The organism is Streptomyces galbus, assembly GCF_005280195.1.
GTDB classification, from domain to species: Bacteria; Actinomycetota; Actinomycetes; order Streptomycetales; family Streptomycetaceae; genus Streptomyces; species Streptomyces galbus.
Genome location: NZ_SZPR01000010.1, coordinates 91,764 through 110,412, shown reverse-complemented (window position 1 = coordinate 110,412; position 18,649 = coordinate 91,764). Strand labels below are relative to the sequence as shown.

Genomic DNA, 18,649 nt, shown 5'->3' with positions numbered 1-18,649 from the left:
AGTATCGCGCGGCGGTGCCGGGGCCGCCCGGTCGAGGCACCGCCGCGCGCCCCCTCGCCGGCCGGCCGACGGCGCCTGTGAAACGGCCGGTCACGGGTACAGGATGCGGGTGCGGCAGGCCGCCCGCCCGGGACCTGGCGGGCGGTCGAGAGACATGCAGGCCGATGCGGCCGAGACCGAGGAGAGTGCCCGACGATGACTCAGCCCAGCGACAAGTCCCCCGGCCCCGAGGAACTCCGGCAGCAGGTCGAGCGGACCAGGGCCGAACTCGGCCGCACCGTCGAGGCGTTGGCGGCGAAGGCCGACGTCAAGGCACGCGCGCGGGAGAAGGCCTCCGAGGTCAGGGACCAAGCCACGCGCACAGCGGGGGACCTGACGGCCACCGCGGCCCGACTGGCCCGCGACAACCGCACGGTGGTGCTGGTGGCCGCCGGTGTGGTCCTGGTGACGTGGCTGGCGCTCCGCCGCAAGGGCTGACCGGGGCTCCCGGGCACCCCTGACGTGCCTGCGGTCGCCGGCCGCCCACCGCCCGAGCCCGCCCCGGCCGGGTGCGCGTCTCCGTCCGGCTGGGCCGGGTGCCGGACATGGACCGCGCCCGGCAGCCCGATGCCGTCCGCGATCAGGGGGAGTTCTCCGGCCCTCCCGCGTCCCGCATCCCCGCGGGCCCGCCGGGAGGGCGGGGGTCACGGTGGGGTCAGGCCGGTCAGGGCCGCGGCTTCGGCGGTGGTGTCGGGGTCGGGGCCGAGCCATTCGCACACCAGCACGGTGGCGTCGTCGTTGAGCCGGCCGCCGTGGTACTCCAGCACGGCGTGCACGAGCCGGCGCAGGGTCTCCGGCACGGGGAGGCCGTCGGCGTGGTGGCGCAGCAGGAAGTCCACGAACCGCTCCAGCCCGAACTCCGTGTCCCCCGCGCCCCGGGCCTCGGTGATGCCGTCGGTGTAGAACACGATCCGGTCGCCGGGTTCGAGCTGTTCACGGCACAGGCGCGCCTCCAGACCGAGGTTGGTGCCCATGGGGTGGGCCGGCCGGCAGCGCAGCTCGCTGCTCCACCGCCCGCCGCGGATGACCACCGGCGGGTGGTGACCGCGGTTGACCCAGGTCAGCGTGCCGGAGGCGGTGTCGAGGTCGGCCACGATCCCGGTCACGTAGCGGGTCTGCCCGTACTGTTCGATCAGGGCCCGCTCGATCCGCTCGGTGATCTCGACCAGGCCGGCGTCCTGTCGGCGGGAGTTGCGGCAGGCGGCCATGGCGAGGTTGGCGCTGAGCCCGGCGGCGGTGTCGTGCCCCATGGCGTCGAAGATCGACAGGTGCGCGACCGGCCCGGCCGTCGCGTAGTCGAACGCGTCGCCGCTGATGCGGTAGGCGGGCTCCATCGCCGCGGAGATCACCACCCGCCCGTCGGCGTAGCTGCGCGGCGGCATCAGGTGCCACTGCATCTCGGCGGCGATGTTCATCGGCTCCGCGCGGATCAGCCGTGCGTAGGCGTCGCTGTGGCCGCGCTTGCTCACCACGATCAGCGCGACCAGGGAGGCCAGCGCCGTCATGTCCCGTCGTGTCCGTGCGGTGTCGTCGGCCGTGGTGATCCGCAGGACGCCGATGCGCTCGGTGCCGTCCAGCAGCGGCACCCACCACCGGTGCTCCCGTGCCTCGGCGGAGCGGTCGGCCAGCACCTCGACGTACTGGTAGGCCCGCCCCGGCAGGGTCCCCTCCACCTTCAGCTCGGCCTCCGGGCCAGGCCCGGTCGCGCCGGTGCCCTCATTCCCGGTCAGCAGCCGCAGGACGTTGCCCTGCAGGTCGGCGATGTAGATCGACACCTCGGTCAGCCCGGCCGCCGCCGCGTGCTCGGTGACCCGGGCGGGCACCATCTCGAGGGGCATCAGGTGGCTGGCGGCCAGCAGGCCCTCCAGCATCCGCCGTGCGTCGGTCCTCGTGTCCTCCACCGCCGGCATCCTCTTCCCTCGGTGCGTCGACGCTTCCCGGAGAGGGCTGCGTCCCTGCCAGTGTCCCCCCGGAGGCCGGCTTGATGCTCCGGCGGGGGAGAGCGCGGCTGCGCGGCCGGTGGTCCGCCTCAGCCGGACAGGGCCTGCTCGACAGTGGGGTAGCAGGCGATGACGGCGTCGACGGTGACCAGGTGCAGGACCTCCCGCACCATGTCCTTAGCGGCGGCGATGCGCAGCCAGCCGCCCGCGTCGACGATCTGCTGGTGGGCGGCGATGAGCACGGTGATGCCGCTGGAGTCCAGGAAGGTGACCCCGCCGAGGTCCGCCACGATGTGCGCGGGGCGCGCGTCGAGCGGGCCGAGGGACTCGCGGAGCAGGTCCTTGGCGTTGTGGTCGATCTCGCCGTGCAGGGACACGACACGGATGCCGGCGGCGATGCGCTGCTCGGCGCGGAGCCGCCGGGCGGACCGGTCGGCGTCGTCGATGGGGGTCACCGTCTCCTCGATGGGGGTGAGGTCCGTTCCCGGGCGGAAGGTCGTCGGCTGTGTTCCGGTCCGCCGCACCGATCGGATGCACCCGCAGAGGGTCATCGGGTCAGCGCGCGCAGTTCGCTCGCGAACAGCTCCGCCGGGTCGAGGCCCATGCCGGTGAAGTGGCCCGCGAGCTCCAGCGACAGGATGCCGTGCAGGCGGCTCCAGAACAGCAGGGCCCGGTGCAGGGTGGCCGCGTCCGCCGGGTGGTCGCCGGCCCACTGCCGGTGTGCGGCGAGGTGCGCCCGTACCGGGTCGTCGTCCGCGACGTCCCGGCCGGACGACCGGGCGGCGTCCAGGAGGCACTCCATGATGAGGGAGGCGGTCTGCGTGACGTCGTCGGGGGCGTGGTAGCCCGGGATCGGCGTTCCGTAGATGAGGAAGTAGCGCTGGGGGTCCGTCAGGGCCCAGGTGCGCAGCGCCCGTCCCAGTCCCGCCAGGTCGGCGCCCCCGGCCGCCGCGGCGCGGACGGTGTCGGCGAGGTCGCGGTAGGCGTCGCGGATCAGCTCGGTGATCAGTTCGTCCCGGCTGGAGAAGTACCGGTAGAGCGCGGGACCGCTCATGCCCATCTGCTTGGCGATGGCGTTCAGGGACAGGCCCGGCGCTCCGGCGGTGGCGATCTGCTCCCAGGCGTGCTCCTTGATCTCCGCCCGGAGCTGGGTGCGGTAGCGCTCGCGTGGTGTCTCCCTGCGCGCAGCGGTCACGTGCGTCGTCCCTTCCCTCGGCCCAGGTCGCCGGGCCCCGTCGTGACCGGAGCTGTTCCCGGCCTCTTTCGTTAGACCCTATTACTGCCGCTCTTGACTGTCACTCTATCGCGCGGTTATAACTTCTAACAGAAGCGCCAGCCACTAACTGGCGGGGTTCTGGAGGGAGGACGTCATGAACGACGCGACGATGGTGGAGGTCGTACTGCCGGGCACGGTCGAGCCGGAGGGGCTGCGGTTCCGGCGAGCCGCCGTGCCCACCGCCGGGCCGGGCCAGGTCGTCGTCCGCATGGAGGCGACCGGGGTGTCCTTCGCCGAACAGCAGATGCGCAGGGGCCGCTACTACGACCAGCCGCCCTTCCCGTTCGTCCCCGGCTACGACGTGGTCGGCACCGTCATCGCCACGGGCCGGGGCGTCCCCGCCGCTCTGACCGGCACCAGGGTGGCCGCGCTGCTCAAGGTCGGGGGCTGGGCCAGCCACCTGGTCGTGGACGCCGCCGACGTGGTCCCGGTCCCGGTCGGCATCGGCGCCGCCCAGGCGGAGACCCTGGTGATCAACGGGATCACCGCCTGGCAGATGCTCCACCGCAAGGCGCGCGTGCGTGCCGGGCAGACCGTCCTCGTGCACGGCGCCAACGGAGGGGTCGGCTCGGTCCTGGTCCAGCTCGCGCGGGCCACCGGCGCGCAGGTGATCGGCACCGCCTCCGCACGCCACCACGCCGCCCTGCGGGAACGGGGCGTCACCCCGATCGACTACCGCACCGAGAACGTCCCGGCCCGCGTGCGTGCACTCGCCCCCGGCGGCGTCGACGCCGTCTTCGACCACGTCGGCGGCCGCAGCGTCGTCGACTCCTGGCACCTGCTCGCCCCCGGCGGCACGCTCGTCGCCTACGGCACCACCTCCACCCGCGACGACCAGGGCTCCAAGCAGTGGCCGGTACTGAAGCTCCTGGGCCGCGTCTGGCTGTGGAACGCCCTGCCCAACGGGCGGCGCGCCTTCTTCTTCAACGTCTGGGCCGGCAAGGCCCTCAGCCGCAGCCGTTTCCGGGCCCGGCTGCGCGCCGACCTCACCGAGGTCTTCGCGGCGCTGCGGCGCGGCGAGATCACCGCCCAGATCGCGGCCGAACTGCCCCTCACGCGGGTCGCCGAGGCCCTGCGGCTGGCGGAGTCGGGCACGGTCGCCGGGAAGGTCGTCCTGCGACCCGACGAGTCGTAGCCGTCGGGCACGGCTGCCGGCCGTGCGGGTCGCCGGGACCGCGGCGGCACCCGTCCGCGCCGGCCGGCGGGGAGACCCGTACGTCGGTGGCGGGGCCGGCACCGGCTGCCCGAGGATGAGGACCGACGACGAGGTCCGTCGCCCCGGTCGGGGCGGGCCGGTGAGGGGGAGACGTGGGGGTCGCGAGGGCCACGGTCCGCGCCGTGAACGGATTGACCGCCCGGTGGGCGGGCGTCTCGCAAGGCGGAACGGTGTTCTCGGCAGCAGCGGCGTGGCCGCTGCTGGCCCACCTGGCCGACGGGGCCGGCGGCCCGGCGCGGGCCGAGCTGTCCGAGGCGCTCGGACTGCCCGCCGGGCAGGCGGCGGGCGCCGCCCGTGACCTGCTCACCACGCTCGGCGCCCTGCGGGGGGTGGACACCGCCCTGGGCTGTGGACGACGCGCACGCTGGAGCTGAACGAGCAGTGGACGGCGGGCCTGCCGGCCGAGGCGCACGGGGTGCTCACCGGCGACCCCCTCGCCGACCGCCGGGCGCTGGACGCCTGGGCGGCGCAGCGGACCGGCGGGCTGATCGACCGCATGCCGGTCGTGCCGGCGAAGGACACCGAGATGGTCCTGGCGAGTGCGCTGGCGCTGCGCACGCAGTGGCTCAGCCCTTTCGGCGAGGGGCCGTTGGAGACGGCGTACGAGCCCTGGGCCGGCGAGCCGCGCCTCGCGCTGCGGCGTTCCAGCGTCCTGCTGGACCGGATCGGAGTGGCGCGGACACCCGGCGGACACGTCACGGAACTGAAGGTGCTGGGGAAGAACGCCCTCGACGTGCACCTGCTCCTCGGTGAGGAGGGCATGGGGCCGGGAACGGTGCTGGGGGCCGGGGTCGGCATCCTCGCCGGCCGGTATCCGGTCGTGCCCGGGCCGCTGCTGCCCCTCGGGCACGTCGGCCCCGGGGTGGAGGTGGAGAGGGTGCGCAGCGTGCGGCCCGAGCCACCGTCGCTGGACGTGACGACCGCGGCCTACGCGCTGGACGCGAGCCACGATCTGTCCGGGTTGCACCGGGTGTTCGGGCTCACGGCGGCCCGGGACACCACGCGCGGGGACTTCCCCGGCATCAGCGCCTTCCCGCTCGCCGTCGGGTCGGCCGAGCAGAGGTGTGTGGCGAGGTTCGGGGCGCGGGGCTTCGAGGCCGCCGCGGTGACCGCGTTCGGCATGGCGAGCGGAGGCATGCCCGACCTCCGCCACGTCACCACCCGGATCAGCGCCGCCTTCGACCGGCCCTTCGGCTTCCTCGCCCTGCACCGCCACACCCGGCTCGTGCTGGCAGCGGGCTGGGTCACCGATCCCCTGCCGTGGCAGGAGTGACCCGGGGGGCCGCCCTCAGCCGAGCCGCTTCAGCAGCTCGTCCGCCAGGGGAGCCGAGGAGGCCGGGTTCTGGCCGGTGACCAGCGTGCGGTCCACCACGACGTGCGGCGCCCACGGCTCGCCCTCCACCACCTCGACGCCCGCCTCGGTCAGCCGGTCCTGCAGCAGCCACTTCAGCCGGGGCGCGAGCCCGCCCTGGGTCTCCTCGGCGTTGGTGAACCCGGCGACCCGGTACCCGGCGAAGGCGTTGGCGCCGTTCTCGGTGACCGCGGCCAGCAGCGCCGCGGGGCCGTGGCAGACCACGCCCAGCGGCGTGCCCGCGGCCAGCGCGTCGACGAGCAGCCGTCCGGAGGCGGCGTCCACGGCCAGGTCCTCCATCGGGCCGTGCCCGCCGGGGTAGAACACCGCCGCGTACTCGTCGAGGCGCACGTCCTCCAGGCGCAGCGGACGCGCGAGCTCGGTCATCGCGGCCAGCTCGGCGGCGACCCGGTCGGCGCCCTCCTGGCCGCCGTTGAACTCGGGGGCGAGGCTCGCCCGGTCCACGGTCGGCGCGACCCCGCCGGGCGTGGCGACGACCACCTCGTGACCGGCGGCCCGGAAGGCGCGGTACGGCGCGACGGCCTCCTCCGCCCAGAAGCCGGTGGGGTGGCCGGTGCCGTCGGCGAGCGTCAGGGAGTCGGCGCCGGTCATCACGAAGAGGATCTTGGCCATGGGGTGTCCTTCACGATCGGTGGAGCTGCGGTGTGCCGCGGACGTCGGTCCGTGTGCCCACGACCGTAGCGACGGACCACCACGGGAAACCAATGGACGCAGCTATGGCAGCCATTGGATCTCCTATGGCACGCGCGGAATACTGGACCGGGTGGACGGTCACGCGAACCTCGATCTCAACCTGCTGCGCACCTTCCTGGCGGTGTACCGCTCGGGCTCGTTCACCGGGGCCGCCCAGGTGCTGGGCCTGTCCCAGCCCACGGTGACGACGCAGATGCGGGCCCTGGAGCGGCAGACCGGGCGCGAGCTGTTCCAGCGGCTGCCGCGGGGCGTGACGCCCACGGCCGTCGCCGACGCCCTCGCCGCGCGGATCGCCCCGGCGCTCGACGACCTGGCGGCGGTGGCGGGCCCCGCCCCGCGCACCGGCCCGCGGCCCGCCGCCCCCGTCCACCTGGCCGGCCCCGCCGAGCTGCTGTGCACCCGGGTCCTGCCCGCGCTCGCCCCGCTCGTGGCCGAGGGCGTACGGCTGCGGGTGGCGACCGGACTGACCGACGCGCTGCTCGACGAGCTGCGGGCCGGCCGGTACGACCTGGTCGTCGCCACCAGCCGCCCCCGGGGCCGCACGCTCGCCTGGGAGGCGCTGACCGACGAGGAGTTCGTGCTCGTCGCCGCGCCCCGGTGGGCCGACCTGCTGACCGGACGCCTCGCCGAGGAGGGGCCGGCCGCCCTGCACGGGGTGCCGCTGATCACCTACGCGGAGGACCTGCCGATCGCCCGCCGCTACTGGCGGCACGTCTTCGGCCGGCGGCTGGCGAGCGCCGCCGCGGTCACCGTGCCCGACCTGCGCGGGGTGCTCGCCGCGGTGGCCGCGGGGGCGGGCTACGGCGTGCTGCCGCGCTACCTCTGCCTCGACGCCCTCGCCTCCGGGGCCGTCGTCGCGCTGCACGAACCGGACGACCCGCCGATCAACACCGGCTTCCTGGTCCAGCGGCCCGGCGTGCCGGAGAACCCGGACGTGGCCCGCGTGCGGGAGGTGCTGTTGCGCAGCGCCCGCACTTGGTGACCCCACGGGGCACTAAAGCCGGCCGTCCCTCCGTGGGCAGAACTCTCTGCCTATTCAAGAAAGTGAGTAGGGTGCACCGTACGGCCGTCCCGCCCGGGGCGGGCCGACGACACCTCGACGGGGGTCCGCCCATGACCGGCACCGCACCGAGCTGCACCCGCTACGTGGCCCTCGGCGACAGCCAGACCGAAGGTTTGGGCGACGGCGACGACAGCACCGGGCTGCGCGGCTGGGCCGACCGGCTCGCCGGTCTCCTGGCCGTCCACCACCCCGGCCTGCAGTACGCCAACCTGGCCGTGCGCGGCCGGCTCGCCGGGCAGGTGCGCGCCGAGCAACTCGGCCCGGCACTGGCGTTGCGGCCCGACCTCGCCACCGTCGTCGCCGGGGTCAACGACCTGCTGCGACCCCGCTTCGACGCCGACGAGGTCGCCGGGCACCTCGACGCCGTCTTCGCGGCGCTCACCGCCCAGGGCGCCCGGGTCGCCACGCTCACCTTCCCGGACGTCGCCCGCGTCACCCCGCTCGCCCGTCCGCTCGGCCCCCGCGTCCACGCCCTCAACTCCCGTATCCGGGAAGCGGCCCGGCGGCACGGTGTCGTGGTCGCCGAGACCGCCGACCACCCCGTCGTCACCGATCCGCGCCTGTGGAGCGCCGACCGGCTGCACGCCTCCCCGCTCGGCCACGCCCGTATCGCCGCCGCCGTGGCCCACGCCCTCGCGCTGCCCGGCAGCGACGGCTCCTGGGCCGACCCGCTGCCCGGTCCGCCCGTGCGGCCCACCGCGCTCGGCGAACTGCGCTGGGCCGCCGGCTTCCTCGGGCCCTGGGTCGGCCGCCGGCTGCGGGGCCGTTCCTCGGGGGACGGCCGTACGGCCAAACGGCCCGGCCTGCTGCCCGTCCTTCCGGCAGGGCCCGTGCCCCCGTCGGGCGGGACCGAGGGGGCGGTCGGCGGCCGTGACCGGTCGGTTGCGCCCGGGTGAACATGTACGCGCCGATCCGGGGCAAGCGAATGCTACGAGAACGGACCGTTTCGGTCGCCGGACGGACAAAGTGGAGGTGTCGATCGCTATGAGCGCGAAGGTGTTGGAGCGTTTTCCGGCTGGGGCTCCGCGGGGTGCGTGGCCGGCTGAGGAGTTCGCGGCGGCTCGGCGTGCCGAGGGCGAACCCGCAACCGTGGTGATGGACCTGCAGTCGGACGCCTTCCTCGTGGTGGTCCCGGCGAACGAGGAAGACTAGAGAAGACCAGAACGGCCGAGCACGACCCGGGGCAGGCCGGGGACGTGGCCCGGCGCGTCCGGCAGTACCGAACCCCCCCGTGGGCTCCGCGCTCACCGTCCCGGTGACTCCGGTGCGGTGAGCGTGCCGCCCAGGGCGCGGGCCGTGCGCACGAACACCTCGTGCAGTTCACGCGCCGCCTGCGGCACCGACTCCGCCCGGCGCCGCTGCAGCATCAGCAGCACCTGCGGGGTCTCCCCGGCGAGCGGCCGGTGGGTGAGCGCACCGCACCGCTCCAGCGGATCCCCGACCACGCTGAAGTCCGGCAGGACCGTCGCCCCGAGCCCCTCGGCGACCATCAGCTTGCCCATCTCCGCCCCGTCCGTGGAGTACGCGAAGGACGGACCCCGCCCGTCGAGCAGCCGGTGCACGTACCGGTGCATCACGTAGCCGGACCGCATGCCGATCAGCGGCACTTCGAGCAGGTCCGCCACGGTCACCGCCGGCCGGGCGGCCAGCGGGCTGTCCGGACGCAGGCACACCACCGGCCGGCCGCGCAGCAGTTCCACCGACTCGACCTCGGCCGGCACGTCGTCGCCCTCGAGGTGATTGACCAGCCCCAGGTCGAACCCGCCCTCCAGCAGCGCCCGGTGGATGTCGGTCTGCTGCGCCCCCACCACCTCGACCTGGGTCTGCGGGCGCGCCGCCCGGAACTCCCGCAGCACCGGCAGCAGCAGCGGCACGGTCGCCGCGTTCACCGTGCCCACGCGCACCATGCGCCGGATGCGGTGCTGCTCGCCCGCCGCCGCGCGCAGCCGGTCCACCGCGTCCAGGACGTCCACGATGTGCGGCAGCAGCTCCCGGCCGGGCGCGCTCATCGTCGCGCCGGACCGCTTGCGCTCCAGCAGCTCCACCCCCAGCTCGCGCTCGAGGTTGCGCACCGTCTCGCTCAACGCGGGCTGGGACAGCCGCAGTTCCTCGGCGGCCCGGCGCAGCGAACCGAGCCGGGTGACGGCCGCGATGTATTCGAGCTGTTCCGTTCGCACGACAGGAGAATGCGGTCCCGCGGCGGGCGGTTCAAGGGTTTCCCTGTCACACCCTCGTGAAATTCAATGGTCCGCGATGCGAGAACGGTCGGGTTTTCCTTGACGGTCCTCACCGGCGGCTGCCACGATCGACGACATGACTTCGCGACTGGACCTCACGCGGCGACGCCACGTCGACCTCGCGCGCGTCTCCAGCGCCTCCTGTCGCGCCGCCGCCTGACCGGCCCGCGCCCCTCTCCCCACGCCACCCGCCCGCTCCTCGCCGAGCGGTGCCGTGCCGTGTCCCCGCCTTTTCTCTCCGCCCGAATTCCCGCGCCCGGTCGCCGCCGGTGAATTCCGCGTCGCCGGAGAGCAATTCCACACGCCTGGAGTTCCGCATGCCCGCCGCACCCCTGAAATTCGCGTACTGGGTCCCCAACGTCAGTGGGGGACTCGTCACCAGCCGCATCGAGCAGCGCACCGACTGGGGATACGACTACAACCGCGAACTCGCCGTCCTCGCCGAGAACAACGGCTTCGAGTACGCCCTCAGCCAGGTCCGCTACATGGCGAGCTACGGCGCCGAGTACCAGCACGAGTCCACCAGCTTCAGCCTCGCCCTGCTCCTCGCCACCGAGCGCCTGAAGGTCATCGCCGCCGTCCATCCGGGCCTGTGGCACCCCGGGGTCCTGGCCAAGCTCGGCGCGACCGCCGACCACCTCTCCCACGGCCGCTTCGCCGTGAACGTCGTCTCCGGCTGGTTCAAGGACGAGTTCACCGCGCTCGGCGAACCCTGGCTGGAGCACGACGAGCGCTACCGCCGCTCCGAGGAGTTCATCACCGCCCTGCGGCGCATCTGGACCGAGGACCACGCCGAACTCGCCGGTGACTTCTACCGGGTGCGCGACTTCACCCTCAAGCCCAAGCCGCTCAACACCCCCGAACGCCCCCACCCGGAGATCTTCCAGGGCGGCAACTCCACCGCCGCCCGCCGGATGGCCGGCCGCGTCTCCGACTGGTACTTCTCCAACGGCAAGGACTTCGACGGCGTGACCGAGCAGATCGCGGACGTCCGCGCCTCCGCCGCCGAAGCCGGCCGCCGGGCACCCCGGTTCGGCCTCAACGGCTTCCTCATCGCCCGCGACACCGAGGCCGAGGCCCGCGAGACCCTGCGCGAGATCGTCGCCCGGGCCGACACCGAGGCCGTCGAGGGATTCGGCGCGGCCGTGCGGCAGGCGGGACGGTCCACCGCCGACCACAAGGGCATGTGGCAGGACTCCACGTTCGAGGACCTCGTCCAGTACAACGACGGCTTCCGCACCGGGCTCATCGGGACCCCCGAGCAGATCGCCGAGCGCATCGTCGCCTACAAGCGGCTCGGCGTCGACCTCTTCCTCCTCGGCTTCCTCCACTACCACGAGGAGGTCGAGTACTTCGGCAAGCGGGTCCTGCCGCTCGTCCGCGCACTGGAGGCCCGGCTGCCGGACACCGACACCGAGCCCGCCCCCGTCCCCGCCCACGCCTGACCGCTCCTCGGGACCCGCCTCCCGGACCCGCACCTTCGAAAGAGGACCCATGGCCACCGTCCTGTCCGTCTCCGGCAGCCCCTCCGCCTCCTCCCGCACCGGCCGCCTGCTGCGCCACCTCGACCAGCGCATCGCCGCGCAGGGGCACCAGGTGATCCCGCTCGACGTGCGCACCATCCCCGCCGAGGCCCTGCTCGGCGCGGACTTCCGGCACCCGGCGATCGTCGAGGCCGCCGAGCTGTTCGCGCGCGCCGACGGCGTCGTCGTGGGCACCCCCGTCTACAAGGCGTCGTACTCCGGCGTGCTCAAGGCACTCCTGGACCTGCTGCCGCAGTACGCGCTCACCGGCAAGACCGTGCTGCCGCTGGCCACGGGCGGCTCCACCGCCCACGTCCTGGCCATCGACTACGCGCTGCGGCCCGTCCTGAACTCCATGGGCGCCGCGCACATCGTGCAGGGCTGGTTCACCCTCGACAAGGACATCACCGCCCACGAGGACGGCACCGTCACGGTCGCCCCGGCCACCGCCGAGGCGCTCGGCCAGGTCGTCGACCAGTTCTCGGCCGCCCTGGGCCGCACCCCGTTCCTGGCCGCGGCGAGCTGACCGTGACCGCGCACGTCATCGCCGACGACGCGGAGGCCCTCGCCGTCGCCGCCGGCCTCGCCGACGAGTTCCGCGCCGGTGCCGCGCGGCGCGACGCCGAGCGCGCCCTGCCCCGGGCGGAGCTCGACCGGCTGTCCGCCTCGGGGCTGCTCGCCGTCACCGTGCCCGCCGAACACGGCGGCGCCGACGTCCGCGCGGCCACGCTCGCGGAGGTCTTCCGCCTGCTGGGCACGGCCGACGCGAGCCTCGCCCAGATCCCGCAGAGCCACTTCGTCTACGTCAACGTGATCCGCCGTCAGGGCACGCCGGAGCAGCGGACGTTCTTCTTCGCCGAGGTGCTGTCCGGGCGGCGCTTCGGCAACGCCCAGTCCGAGGCGGGCACCAAGCACGTGCAGGACATCCGCACCCGCCTGACCCCCCGCCCGGACGGCTCGTACCGGCTGGACGGCGTCAAGCACTACTCCACCGGCGCCCTCTTCGCCGACTGGATCCCGGTCCTCGCCCGCGCCGAGGACGACGCACTGCACGTCGCCTACGTCCCCCGTGACGCGCCGGGCGTGAGCGTGGTCGACGACTGGGACGGCATGGGCCAGCGCACGACGGCCAGCGGCACCGTCCGCCTGGCAGGCGTCGAGGTGCCCGCCGACCGGGTCCTGCCCCACCACCTGACCTTCCGCGGACCGCAACTGCACGGCGCGGTCGCACAGTTGCTGCACGCGGCGATCGACGCGGGCATCGCCTCGGGCGCGCTGGCGGAGGCCGCCACGTTCGTGCGGACCCGGAGCAGGCCCTGGTTCGAGAGCGGGGCGGACACGGCCGTCGAGGACCCGCTCCTGGTGCAGCGGTTCGGTGAACTCGCCCTGCGGGTCCGGGCGTCGGAGGCGCTGCTGAAGGAGGCCGCCCGCGCGGTCGACGCGGCCCGCGCCGGCCTCACCGACGACAGCGCCGCCGAGGCGTCCCTCGCGGTCGCCGCCGCCAAGGTGCAGGCCGCCGAGACGGCGGTGGAGGTGGCGAGCGCCCTGTTCGAGGTGTCCGGCACCCGCTCCGCGCTCGACTCCCTGAACCTGCACCGGTACTGGCGCGACGCCCGCACCCACACCCTGCACGACCCGCCCCGCTGGAAGCTCCAGCACCTCGGCCGCCACGTCCTCACCGGAGCCCGGCCGCCCCGCCACGGCCTGCTGTAGCGCGGCCCCGCCGCCGCCCCGACACCCGCCCGCCCTCCCCGCCCGCCGGGCGCCCCCCAGGAACGGAGACCCCCGTGTCCCTCACCTTCCACTGGTTCCTGCCCACCAACGGCGACAGCCGCCACGTGGTCGGCGGCGGCCACGGCACGCCGGCCACCGCCTCCGGGCGGGACCGCCCGCCGACGGTCGCCTACCTCAGCCAGATCGCCCGCGCCGCCGAGGACCTCGGCTTCGTCGGCGCGCTCACGCCGACCGGCGCCTGGTGCGAGGACGCCTGGCTCACCACCGCCATGGTCAGCCAGAACTCCGAGCGGCTGAAGTTCCTCGTAGCCTTCCGCCCCGGCTTCGTCTCCCCGACGCTCGCCGCCCAGATGGCCTCCACCTTCCAGCGGCAGACCGGCGGACGGCTGCTGCTGAACGTCGTCACCGGCGGCGAGAGCCACGAGCAGCGGGCCTACGGCGACTTCCTGGACAAGGACGACCGCTACCGCCGTACCGGCGAGTTCCTCCAGGTCGTACGGGAGTTGTGGGAGGGCAGGAGCGTCGACCTGGAGGGCGAGCACCTGCGGGTGGAGGACGCGCGGCTGGCACGGGTGCCCGACCCCGTGCCGGAGGTGTACTTCGGGGGCTCCTCGCCGATCGCCGGGGAGATCGCGGCCCGGCACGTCGACGTCTACCTCACCTGGGGCGAGCCGCCCGCCCAGGTCGCCGAGAAGATCGAGTGGATCAGGGAACTGGCCGCCCGGCACGGACGCACGCTGCGGTTCGGCATCCGGCTGCACGTGATCACCCGGGACACCTCCGCGCAGGCGTGGGCGGAGGCCGAGCGGCTGCTGGCCGGGTTCGACCCGCAGACCGTGGCCTCCGTGCAGGCCGGGCTCGCCCGCAGCGAGTCGGAGGGGCAGCGGCGGATGCTCGCGCTGCACGGCGGCAGCCGGGACGGGCTGGAGATCCACCCCAACCTGTGGGCGGGCATCGGCCTGGTGCGCGGCGGCGCCGGGACCGCTCTGGTCGGCAGCCACGAGGAGGTCGCCGAGCGGATCCGCGAGTACGCCGCCCTGGGCATCGAGGAGTTCGTGCTCTCCGGCTACCCGCACCTGGAGGAGGCGTACTGGTTCGGCGAGGGCGTGCTGCCCCGGCTGGCCGCCGAGGGGCTGTGGCGGCACCCCTTCCTGCCGGAGCCCGCGCCCTCCGCGCAGGTGCCGTTCACGAGCTGACGGCCACGGGACGGAGGAACGGGGGAGACCCACGACGGGACGGCCTCGCCCCACCGGCCGGCTCAGCGTCCCAGGGCGCTGAGCTGCGCCGCGCGCGTCTCCCGCGTCTGTCCCTGCACCAGCAGGAACAGCGCCTCGCGCGCCAGGCGCTGCGCCCGGTGCGTCAGCAGCATCGTGCGGCCCCCGCCCGCGACCACCGCGGCGGTGGTCGCCGCCTGCAGCAGCGCGAACGCCTCCGTCTTGAGGGCCAGCCGCTCGTCGAGGCGCGACCCGGGGGGCGAGTCGGCGAGGGCGTAGGCCACCGAGCGCACCCGGGCGAGCCGGGCGCGGAACCCGGCGGCGGTCTCCTCGTCCAGCAGGGTGAGCGCCGCCCGCGCCAGCCCGAACACCGCCGGGTTGGTGTCGAGCGTCCGGAGCCGGTCGTCCGCCGCCCAGCGGTCGTACGGCGTGCGCAGCACCACCGCCTCCTCCGGCAGCCACAGGCCGTCCAGTTCCAGCGAGACGGTACGGGCCCCGCCGAGGGCCGCCAGCCGCAGCGGCTCCGACGCGCCGAGGCCCGGCTGCTCCCTGGCCTCGGCGAACGCGAACAGGGCCTCGTCGCCGTCCGTGATCCCGGCCAGCAGCAGCACGTCGTTCAGGCCCCACCCCGTGTACCAGGGGACCGTCCCGGCGAAGCGCCAGCCGCCCCCGTCCCGGACGGCACGGACCGGCGTACGCGGACGGGCGCGCAGATGGGCGTACGCCACCCCGGACAGCAGCTCGCCCCGGGACAGCGGGCCCAGCAGCCGCTCGCGGACCGGTCCCTCGCTCCGGGCCAGCATCCGCACGGGCGTGTGGTGCTGGGTCTGCACGAACCACGTGGCGCCGCACGCCCCGGAGAGGATCTCCGCCGTCTCCCGCGCCACCGCCGCGGGCGCCCCGGCTCCGCCGTACGCGCGCGGGGCGCTCACCCCGAGCAGCCCGGACCGCTTGATCTCCTGGATGTGGCCGGCCGGGACGCCCTCCGCGTCGACGCGCTCGGCCCAGGGCTCCAGGAGGTCGTCGGCGAGGCGGCGGGCCCGGGCGACGAGCGGATGCGGCGGGGGCGGCTCGCAGGGGCCGTCGGGTCGAGGGGGTGGCGGTGGGGTCATGGACGAGATTTTTCCTGGTTCCGGGGCGTGGGTGTCGATCCGGGGGAGCGCCGTTCGTGTAGGAGGTGGAACCACCCCCACGAGGCCGAGGAGGCCGTCTTGACGTACTACCTGCTCAGTGTGGTCCAGCCGACCGGAGGGCAGCCGCCCGCGCCCGAGGCGCTGGCCGGGATCGTCGCCGACGTCGAGGCGTTCAACCAGGAGCTGCGGGACGCCGGGGCCTGGGTGTTCGCCGGCGGGCTGGCCGGACCGGAGAGCGCCACGACGCTGCGCCCCCGGGACGGCGACGTGCTGAGGACCGACGGGCCCTACGCGGAGGGCAAGGAGTACCTGGGCGGGCTCTGCCTGATCCAGGCCGCCGACCTGGACGCGGCCCTGGAGTGGGGCAGGAAGGCCGCCCTGGCCACCACGCTCCCCATCGAGGTGCGCCCCTTCACCGCCGACCACTGAAGCCTCGCCCCGCAGCCGCGGGCGGGCCTCGCCCTGCGGCGGCTCGGCGGCCCGGGCACCGGGTGGTTCCCGCGCGCCTTCCCGGTCTCCGGGACCATGACGGGGCAGCGAATGGTTCGCGCCAAAGTGGAGATCCGCGACGCCCGCGGCGCGTACCGCGCGCCCCGCGACGCCGGCCTGGCGGGCCGGCTCGCCGTCGTCCGCCTCGTCTTCACGGAGGGGTGCACAGGCGACCACGAACTGTGCTCGAAGGCCGTGCGCCGTGGGCGGCTCCTGGCGGAGCCGATGCCGGACGAGCCCCGCGGGGACCCGGCCGGCCGGCCCTGCGCTGCCGGGCGACCACGGCTCCGCGGGCGGTCCGTCCGGGGGCTGCGGGACCGTCGGGGGGCCGAGTCGGCCGTCCCCGCGAACGAACGGTCACGAGTAGTCACCTGAGCGACGGAAAAGCCACGGCACTTGGTCCAGGAGGACAGGAGTCCTAGTCAGAATCGGCCAAACCCGATGGACTTTCGAACCGGGTCTGCACGAATCGCCGCCGCCGGACGCCGTGGGGGCAGAGGGTGCGACCGTCGCCTTCCGGGGCTCCTGGGCCCCGACCAGCCAGTGAGAGGACCGAAGGGTCCGTGACCGACCAGTTAGAACAGTTCGCCCGCGACGTGGCGCTGTCCTTGATCGCCCTGCGGGTCTTCGGACCCGGCGTCGTCGCCCTCGCACGCCGGGTCGTGGCCGCACTCGTGCGGGTGGGCGTCCGAGAGATGGACCACCGTCTCCCGGGGGGCGAGAGGTGACGCGCGAGGAGTCGGCGCCAGGCCCGGCCGGCCATCCGCGGGCGCCGGAGAAGCTTCCCTTGGACTTCGCCGCCTTCCACCAGATGCACCGGCCGCGCTACGTCCGGGAGGCCGAGCGCTGGCTGCGCAGCCGCGCGGACGCCGAGGACGCCGTCGACGACGCGTTCGTCCAGCTCGCCGAGGAGTGGCCGCAGATACTCCGCGCCGAGAACCCCGCCGCCTACGCCTGGCGGGTCGTGCGGAACCGCGTCATCGACCACGCCCGGGCCCGCGGCCGCCGGGCCACGGTGATGGACACCGCGGTCTTCGAGACCGTGACCCTGCACGAGGCCGAGGACGCCTTCGAGGTGATCGAGCAGAACCTGCGGCTGTTCCGCGCCATCGCCGCCCTGTCCGAGCGCCAGCAGGACATCGTCCGGCTGCGCTACTGCGAGGGCTACAGCATCGCCGAGGTGGCGTTCCACCTCGGCATCACCGAAGCCGGCGTGCGCTCCCACGAACGCTATGCCCGACAGCGACTGCGGGAGATCTACACGACGAGCGCCGAGGAGGAGGAGCGGTCATGACCTTCGGTACCGCGAGCGACCTGGATGCCCTGCTGGCCCGCGCCCGACTGGTGCCCACCGCGCCCTACACCCGCGCGGACGTCGAGGCCGCCGAGGCACGCATCGCCGCCCGGGTCGCGGCACGCAGGACCGGTGACCCCGGGGCCCGCGCCCGGCCGTGCCCCGCCCCGCCCCCGGTCCCGCGGGAGAACCACCCCGCCGCCCGGGACCTGCGGGCCCTGTGCGAGGCGCTGCTGAGCCGGCCCGGCGCGCTGAAGGGGCTCGGCGCCTTCCTCGGCAGCCAGCTCCCCGAGCCGTCCGGGGCCCGCACCCTCGGCGGCATCCTCCACCTCGCCGGCTGCGAGGACAGCGCCCGCTTCTGGTGGCAGTACGCCGCCGGCGCCGCCGACCCGGTCTCCTCGTACTGCCTCTACCTCCACCACCGGTCCCAGGGCGAGGACCGGCAGGCCGACTGGTGGCTGCGGCACACCGAGATCACCCCGGCCACCCTGAGCCGGGAGGCCACCGAGCTGGAGATCGCCACCGCCCTGCACGTGCTCACCGCCCTGCGGCGCGGCCGGCGCGGACTGCCCGAGGCGCTGCGGGCGCTGGTCGAGTACGTCCCCGCCGTGGTCGGCTTCGTCGACGACGACCTGGAGCTGCCCCTCCCGGACGGGGACCTGGCCGAGATCGTCGAGGAGGCCGCCGCCCACGGCGCGCCGCCCGCCCGCGAGCGGCGCCGCACCCGTGACGGCGCCCTGCCCGCCCGCCGCGAACCGGCCGTCCACACCTTCTCCTCCGCCTCCCCGTGCCCCACCCGGCACTGGAGCCGCGCCGTCCGGGAGGCCCTGCGCGAGTGCGAGGAGACGGTGGCCTGCTGAACCGCACGGACGGCCCGCCGCCCGACCCTCCGCGGCCGGGCGGCGGGCCCCGGCGGGGCCGCTCGCGGAAGGGATTGGCGTCCCGTACGTTTTACGTATAACCTCACCGACCGATCCGCCCACCCGAAAGGCTCCGATGAGACGCGTCGCCCTGGTCACCCTCGTCGTCGACGACTACGACGAGGCGATCCGCTTCTACACCGGGGCCCTCGGGTTCCGGCTCGCCGAGGACGAGCCGCGTCCCGACGGCTCCCGCTGGGTCGTCGTCGAGCCGGGCGCCCCCGCGTCCGGGGGCACCGGACTGCTCCTGGCCCGCGCCAAGGACGACGCCCAGCGCGCCCGCGTCGGCGACCAGACCGGCGGGCGGGTCGGGTTCTTCCTGCACACCGACGACTTCGCCCGCGACCACGCGCGGATGCTCGCCGCGGGCGTGACCTTCCTGGAGGAGCCGCGCCACGAGCCCTACGGCTCCGTCGCCGTCTTCCAGGACCTGTACGGCAACCGCTGGGACCTCCTCCAGCCGGCCGCCGCCTGAGACCCACCCGTTTCCCGATCCACCCCTGCGC

23 protein-coding genes are annotated in these 18,649 nt (G+C 74.7%); 17 read left to right on the top strand and 6 right to left on the bottom strand.

Annotated elements, in window-relative coordinates:
• Nucleotides 1-195 precede the first annotated feature (195 nt).
• The gene (locus tag E4U92_RS08795) at nucleotides 196-477 is read left to right on the top strand and encodes a DUF3618 domain-containing protein (RefSeq protein WP_137299737.1); all 282 of its coding nucleotides are present in this window, start codon (nucleotides 196-198) and stop codon (nucleotides 475-477) included.
• 206 nt (nucleotides 478-683) lie between these two features.
• Here E4U92_RS08795 and E4U92_RS08790 read toward each other — a convergent pair whose 3' ends face one another.
• The 3 genes from E4U92_RS08790 to E4U92_RS08780 all read right to left on the bottom strand — a co-directional run bounded on the left by E4U92_RS08790 (nucleotide 684) and on the right by E4U92_RS08780 (nucleotide 3,174).
• Nucleotides 684-1,910, bottom strand: coding sequence for a PP2C family protein-serine/threonine phosphatase (locus tag E4U92_RS08790; RefSeq protein WP_137300129.1), 1,227 nt, complete (start codon nucleotides 1,908-1,910; stop codon nucleotides 684-686).
• 158 nt (nucleotides 1,911-2,068) lie between these two features.
• Complete coding sequence (locus tag E4U92_RS08785) at nucleotides 2,069-2,434, bottom strand: STAS domain-containing protein (protein ID WP_229862447.1); 366 nt, start codon at nucleotides 2,432-2,434, stop codon at nucleotides 2,069-2,071.
• Between the two features lie 92 nt (nucleotides 2,435-2,526).
• Complete coding sequence (locus E4U92_RS08780) at nucleotides 2,527-3,174, bottom strand: TetR/AcrR family transcriptional regulator (RefSeq protein ID WP_137299735.1); 648 nt, start codon at nucleotides 3,172-3,174, stop codon at nucleotides 2,527-2,529.
• 175 nt (nucleotides 3,175-3,349) lie between these two features.
• Between E4U92_RS08780 and E4U92_RS08775 the strand changes: the two genes are divergently transcribed.
• The 3 genes from E4U92_RS08775 to E4U92_RS08770 all read left to right on the top strand — a co-directional run bounded on the left by E4U92_RS08775 (nucleotide 3,350) and on the right by E4U92_RS08770 (nucleotide 5,744).
• The gene (locus E4U92_RS08775; RefSeq protein WP_137299734.1) at nucleotides 3,350-4,390 is read left to right on the top strand and encodes a medium chain dehydrogenase/reductase family protein; all 1,041 of its coding nucleotides are present in this window, start codon (nucleotides 3,350-3,352) and stop codon (nucleotides 4,388-4,390) included.
• Between the two features lie 203 nt (nucleotides 4,391-4,593).
• A complete protein-coding gene (locus tag E4U92_RS37140) occupies nucleotides 4,594-4,845 on the top strand; it encodes a hypothetical protein (protein ID WP_308433297.1) in 252 nt (83 codons plus the stop codon).
• Nucleotides 4,846-4,886: 41 nt separating this feature from the next.
• Nucleotides 4,887-5,744 (top strand): serpin family protein, encoded by an 858-nt coding sequence (locus tag E4U92_RS08770; protein ID WP_308433298.1) that lies wholly within the window; start codon nucleotides 4,887-4,889, stop codon nucleotides 5,742-5,744.
• 15 nt (nucleotides 5,745-5,759) lie between these two features.
• Here the strand turns inward: E4U92_RS08770 and E4U92_RS08765 are convergent, their stop codons facing one another.
• Nucleotides 5,760-6,455, bottom strand: a complete 696-nt coding sequence (locus tag E4U92_RS08765; RefSeq protein ID WP_137299733.1) for a type 1 glutamine amidotransferase domain-containing protein — start codon at nucleotides 6,453-6,455, stop codon at nucleotides 5,760-5,762.
• A gap of 151 nt (nucleotides 6,456-6,606) precedes the next feature.
• On the opposite strand from E4U92_RS08765, the gene E4U92_RS08760 reads away from it, so the two are divergent.
• The 3 genes from E4U92_RS08760 (at nucleotide 6,607) to E4U92_RS35840 (ending at nucleotide 8,751) form a co-directional block, all read left to right on the top strand.
• On the top strand, nucleotides 6,607-7,518 hold the full coding sequence (locus E4U92_RS08760; protein WP_229862456.1) for a LysR family transcriptional regulator: 912 nt from the start codon (nucleotides 6,607-6,609) through the stop codon (nucleotides 7,516-7,518).
• 131 nt (nucleotides 7,519-7,649) lie between these two features.
• Nucleotides 7,650-8,495, top strand: a complete 846-nt coding sequence (locus E4U92_RS08755) for an SGNH/GDSL hydrolase family protein (protein ID WP_137299731.1) — start codon at nucleotides 7,650-7,652, stop codon at nucleotides 8,493-8,495.
• Nucleotides 8,496-8,583: 88 nt separating this feature from the next.
• Nucleotides 8,584-8,751 (top strand): hypothetical protein, encoded by a 168-nt coding sequence (locus E4U92_RS35840; protein WP_168376095.1) that lies wholly within the window; start codon nucleotides 8,584-8,586, stop codon nucleotides 8,749-8,751.
• Between the two features lie 92 nt (nucleotides 8,752-8,843).
• Here the strand turns inward: E4U92_RS35840 and E4U92_RS08750 are convergent, their stop codons facing one another.
• On the bottom strand, nucleotides 8,844-9,776 hold the full coding sequence (locus E4U92_RS08750; protein WP_174863759.1) for a LysR family transcriptional regulator: 933 nt from the start codon (nucleotides 9,774-9,776) through the stop codon (nucleotides 8,844-8,846).
• 136 nt (nucleotides 9,777-9,912) lie between these two features.
• Here E4U92_RS08750 and E4U92_RS37210 point away from each other — a divergent pair, with 136 nt between their 5' ends.
• From E4U92_RS37210 to E4U92_RS08725, 5 genes are all read left to right on the top strand, one after another.
• The gene (locus tag E4U92_RS37210; protein ID WP_356391390.1) at nucleotides 9,913-9,996 is read left to right on the top strand and encodes a putative leader peptide; all 84 of its coding nucleotides are present in this window, start codon (nucleotides 9,913-9,915) and stop codon (nucleotides 9,994-9,996) included.
• Nucleotides 9,997-10,153: 157 nt separating this feature from the next.
• Nucleotides 10,154-11,281 carry a dimethylsulfone monooxygenase SfnG gene (gene sfnG, locus E4U92_RS08740; protein WP_137299729.1) on the top strand — a complete coding sequence of 376 codons (1,128 nt, stop codon included), beginning with the start codon at nucleotides 10,154-10,156 and terminating at the stop codon, nucleotides 11,279-11,281.
• Nucleotides 11,282-11,330: 49 nt separating this feature from the next.
• The gene (gene ssuE, locus E4U92_RS08735; protein ID WP_067228033.1) at nucleotides 11,331-11,885 is read left to right on the top strand and encodes an NADPH-dependent FMN reductase; all 555 of its coding nucleotides are present in this window, start codon (nucleotides 11,331-11,333) and stop codon (nucleotides 11,883-11,885) included.
• A gap of 2 nt (nucleotides 11,886-11,887) precedes the next feature.
• Nucleotides 11,888-13,072: an SfnB family sulfur acquisition oxidoreductase gene (locus tag E4U92_RS08730; protein ID WP_137299728.1), complete on the top strand. Its 1,185-nt coding sequence runs from the start codon at nucleotides 11,888-11,890 to the stop codon at nucleotides 13,070-13,072.
• A gap of 74 nt (nucleotides 13,073-13,146) precedes the next feature.
• The gene (locus E4U92_RS08725) at nucleotides 13,147-14,289 is read left to right on the top strand and encodes an LLM class flavin-dependent oxidoreductase (RefSeq protein WP_137299727.1); all 1,143 of its coding nucleotides are present in this window, start codon (nucleotides 13,147-13,149) and stop codon (nucleotides 14,287-14,289) included.
• Between the two features lie 62 nt (nucleotides 14,290-14,351).
• On the opposite strand, the gene E4U92_RS08720 is transcribed toward E4U92_RS08725, so the two are convergent.
• Entirely contained in the window at nucleotides 14,352-15,419 is a 1,068-nt protein-coding gene (locus E4U92_RS08720) for an acyl-CoA dehydrogenase family protein (RefSeq protein WP_137299726.1), read from the bottom strand.
• Nucleotides 15,420-15,518: 99 nt separating this feature from the next.
• On the opposite strand from E4U92_RS08720, the gene E4U92_RS08715 reads away from it, so the two are divergent.
• The 5 genes from E4U92_RS08715 to E4U92_RS08700 all read left to right on the top strand — a co-directional run bounded on the left by E4U92_RS08715 (nucleotide 15,519) and on the right by E4U92_RS08700 (nucleotide 18,618).
• Entirely contained in the window at nucleotides 15,519-15,869 is a 351-nt protein-coding gene (locus E4U92_RS08715) for a YciI family protein (RefSeq protein WP_137299725.1), read from the top strand.
• Nucleotides 15,870-16,492: 623 nt separating this feature from the next.
• Complete coding sequence (locus E4U92_RS35835; protein ID WP_168725071.1) at nucleotides 16,493-16,657, top strand: hypothetical protein; 165 nt, start codon at nucleotides 16,493-16,495, stop codon at nucleotides 16,655-16,657.
• Nucleotides 16,658-16,716: 59 nt separating this feature from the next.
• Nucleotides 16,717-17,223, top strand: coding sequence for a sigma-70 family RNA polymerase sigma factor (locus tag E4U92_RS08710; protein ID WP_229862459.1), 507 nt, complete (start codon nucleotides 16,717-16,719; stop codon nucleotides 17,221-17,223).
• A complete protein-coding gene (locus E4U92_RS08705; protein WP_137299724.1) occupies nucleotides 17,220-18,083 on the top strand; it encodes a hypothetical protein in 864 nt (287 codons plus the stop codon). Before E4U92_RS08710 ends, E4U92_RS08705 begins: the two co-directional genes overlap by 4 nt.
• 136 nt (nucleotides 18,084-18,219) lie before the next feature.
• The gene (locus tag E4U92_RS08700; protein WP_137299723.1) at nucleotides 18,220-18,618 is read left to right on the top strand and encodes a VOC family protein; all 399 of its coding nucleotides are present in this window, start codon (nucleotides 18,220-18,222) and stop codon (nucleotides 18,616-18,618) included.
• Nucleotides 18,619-18,649 lie beyond the last annotated feature (31 nt).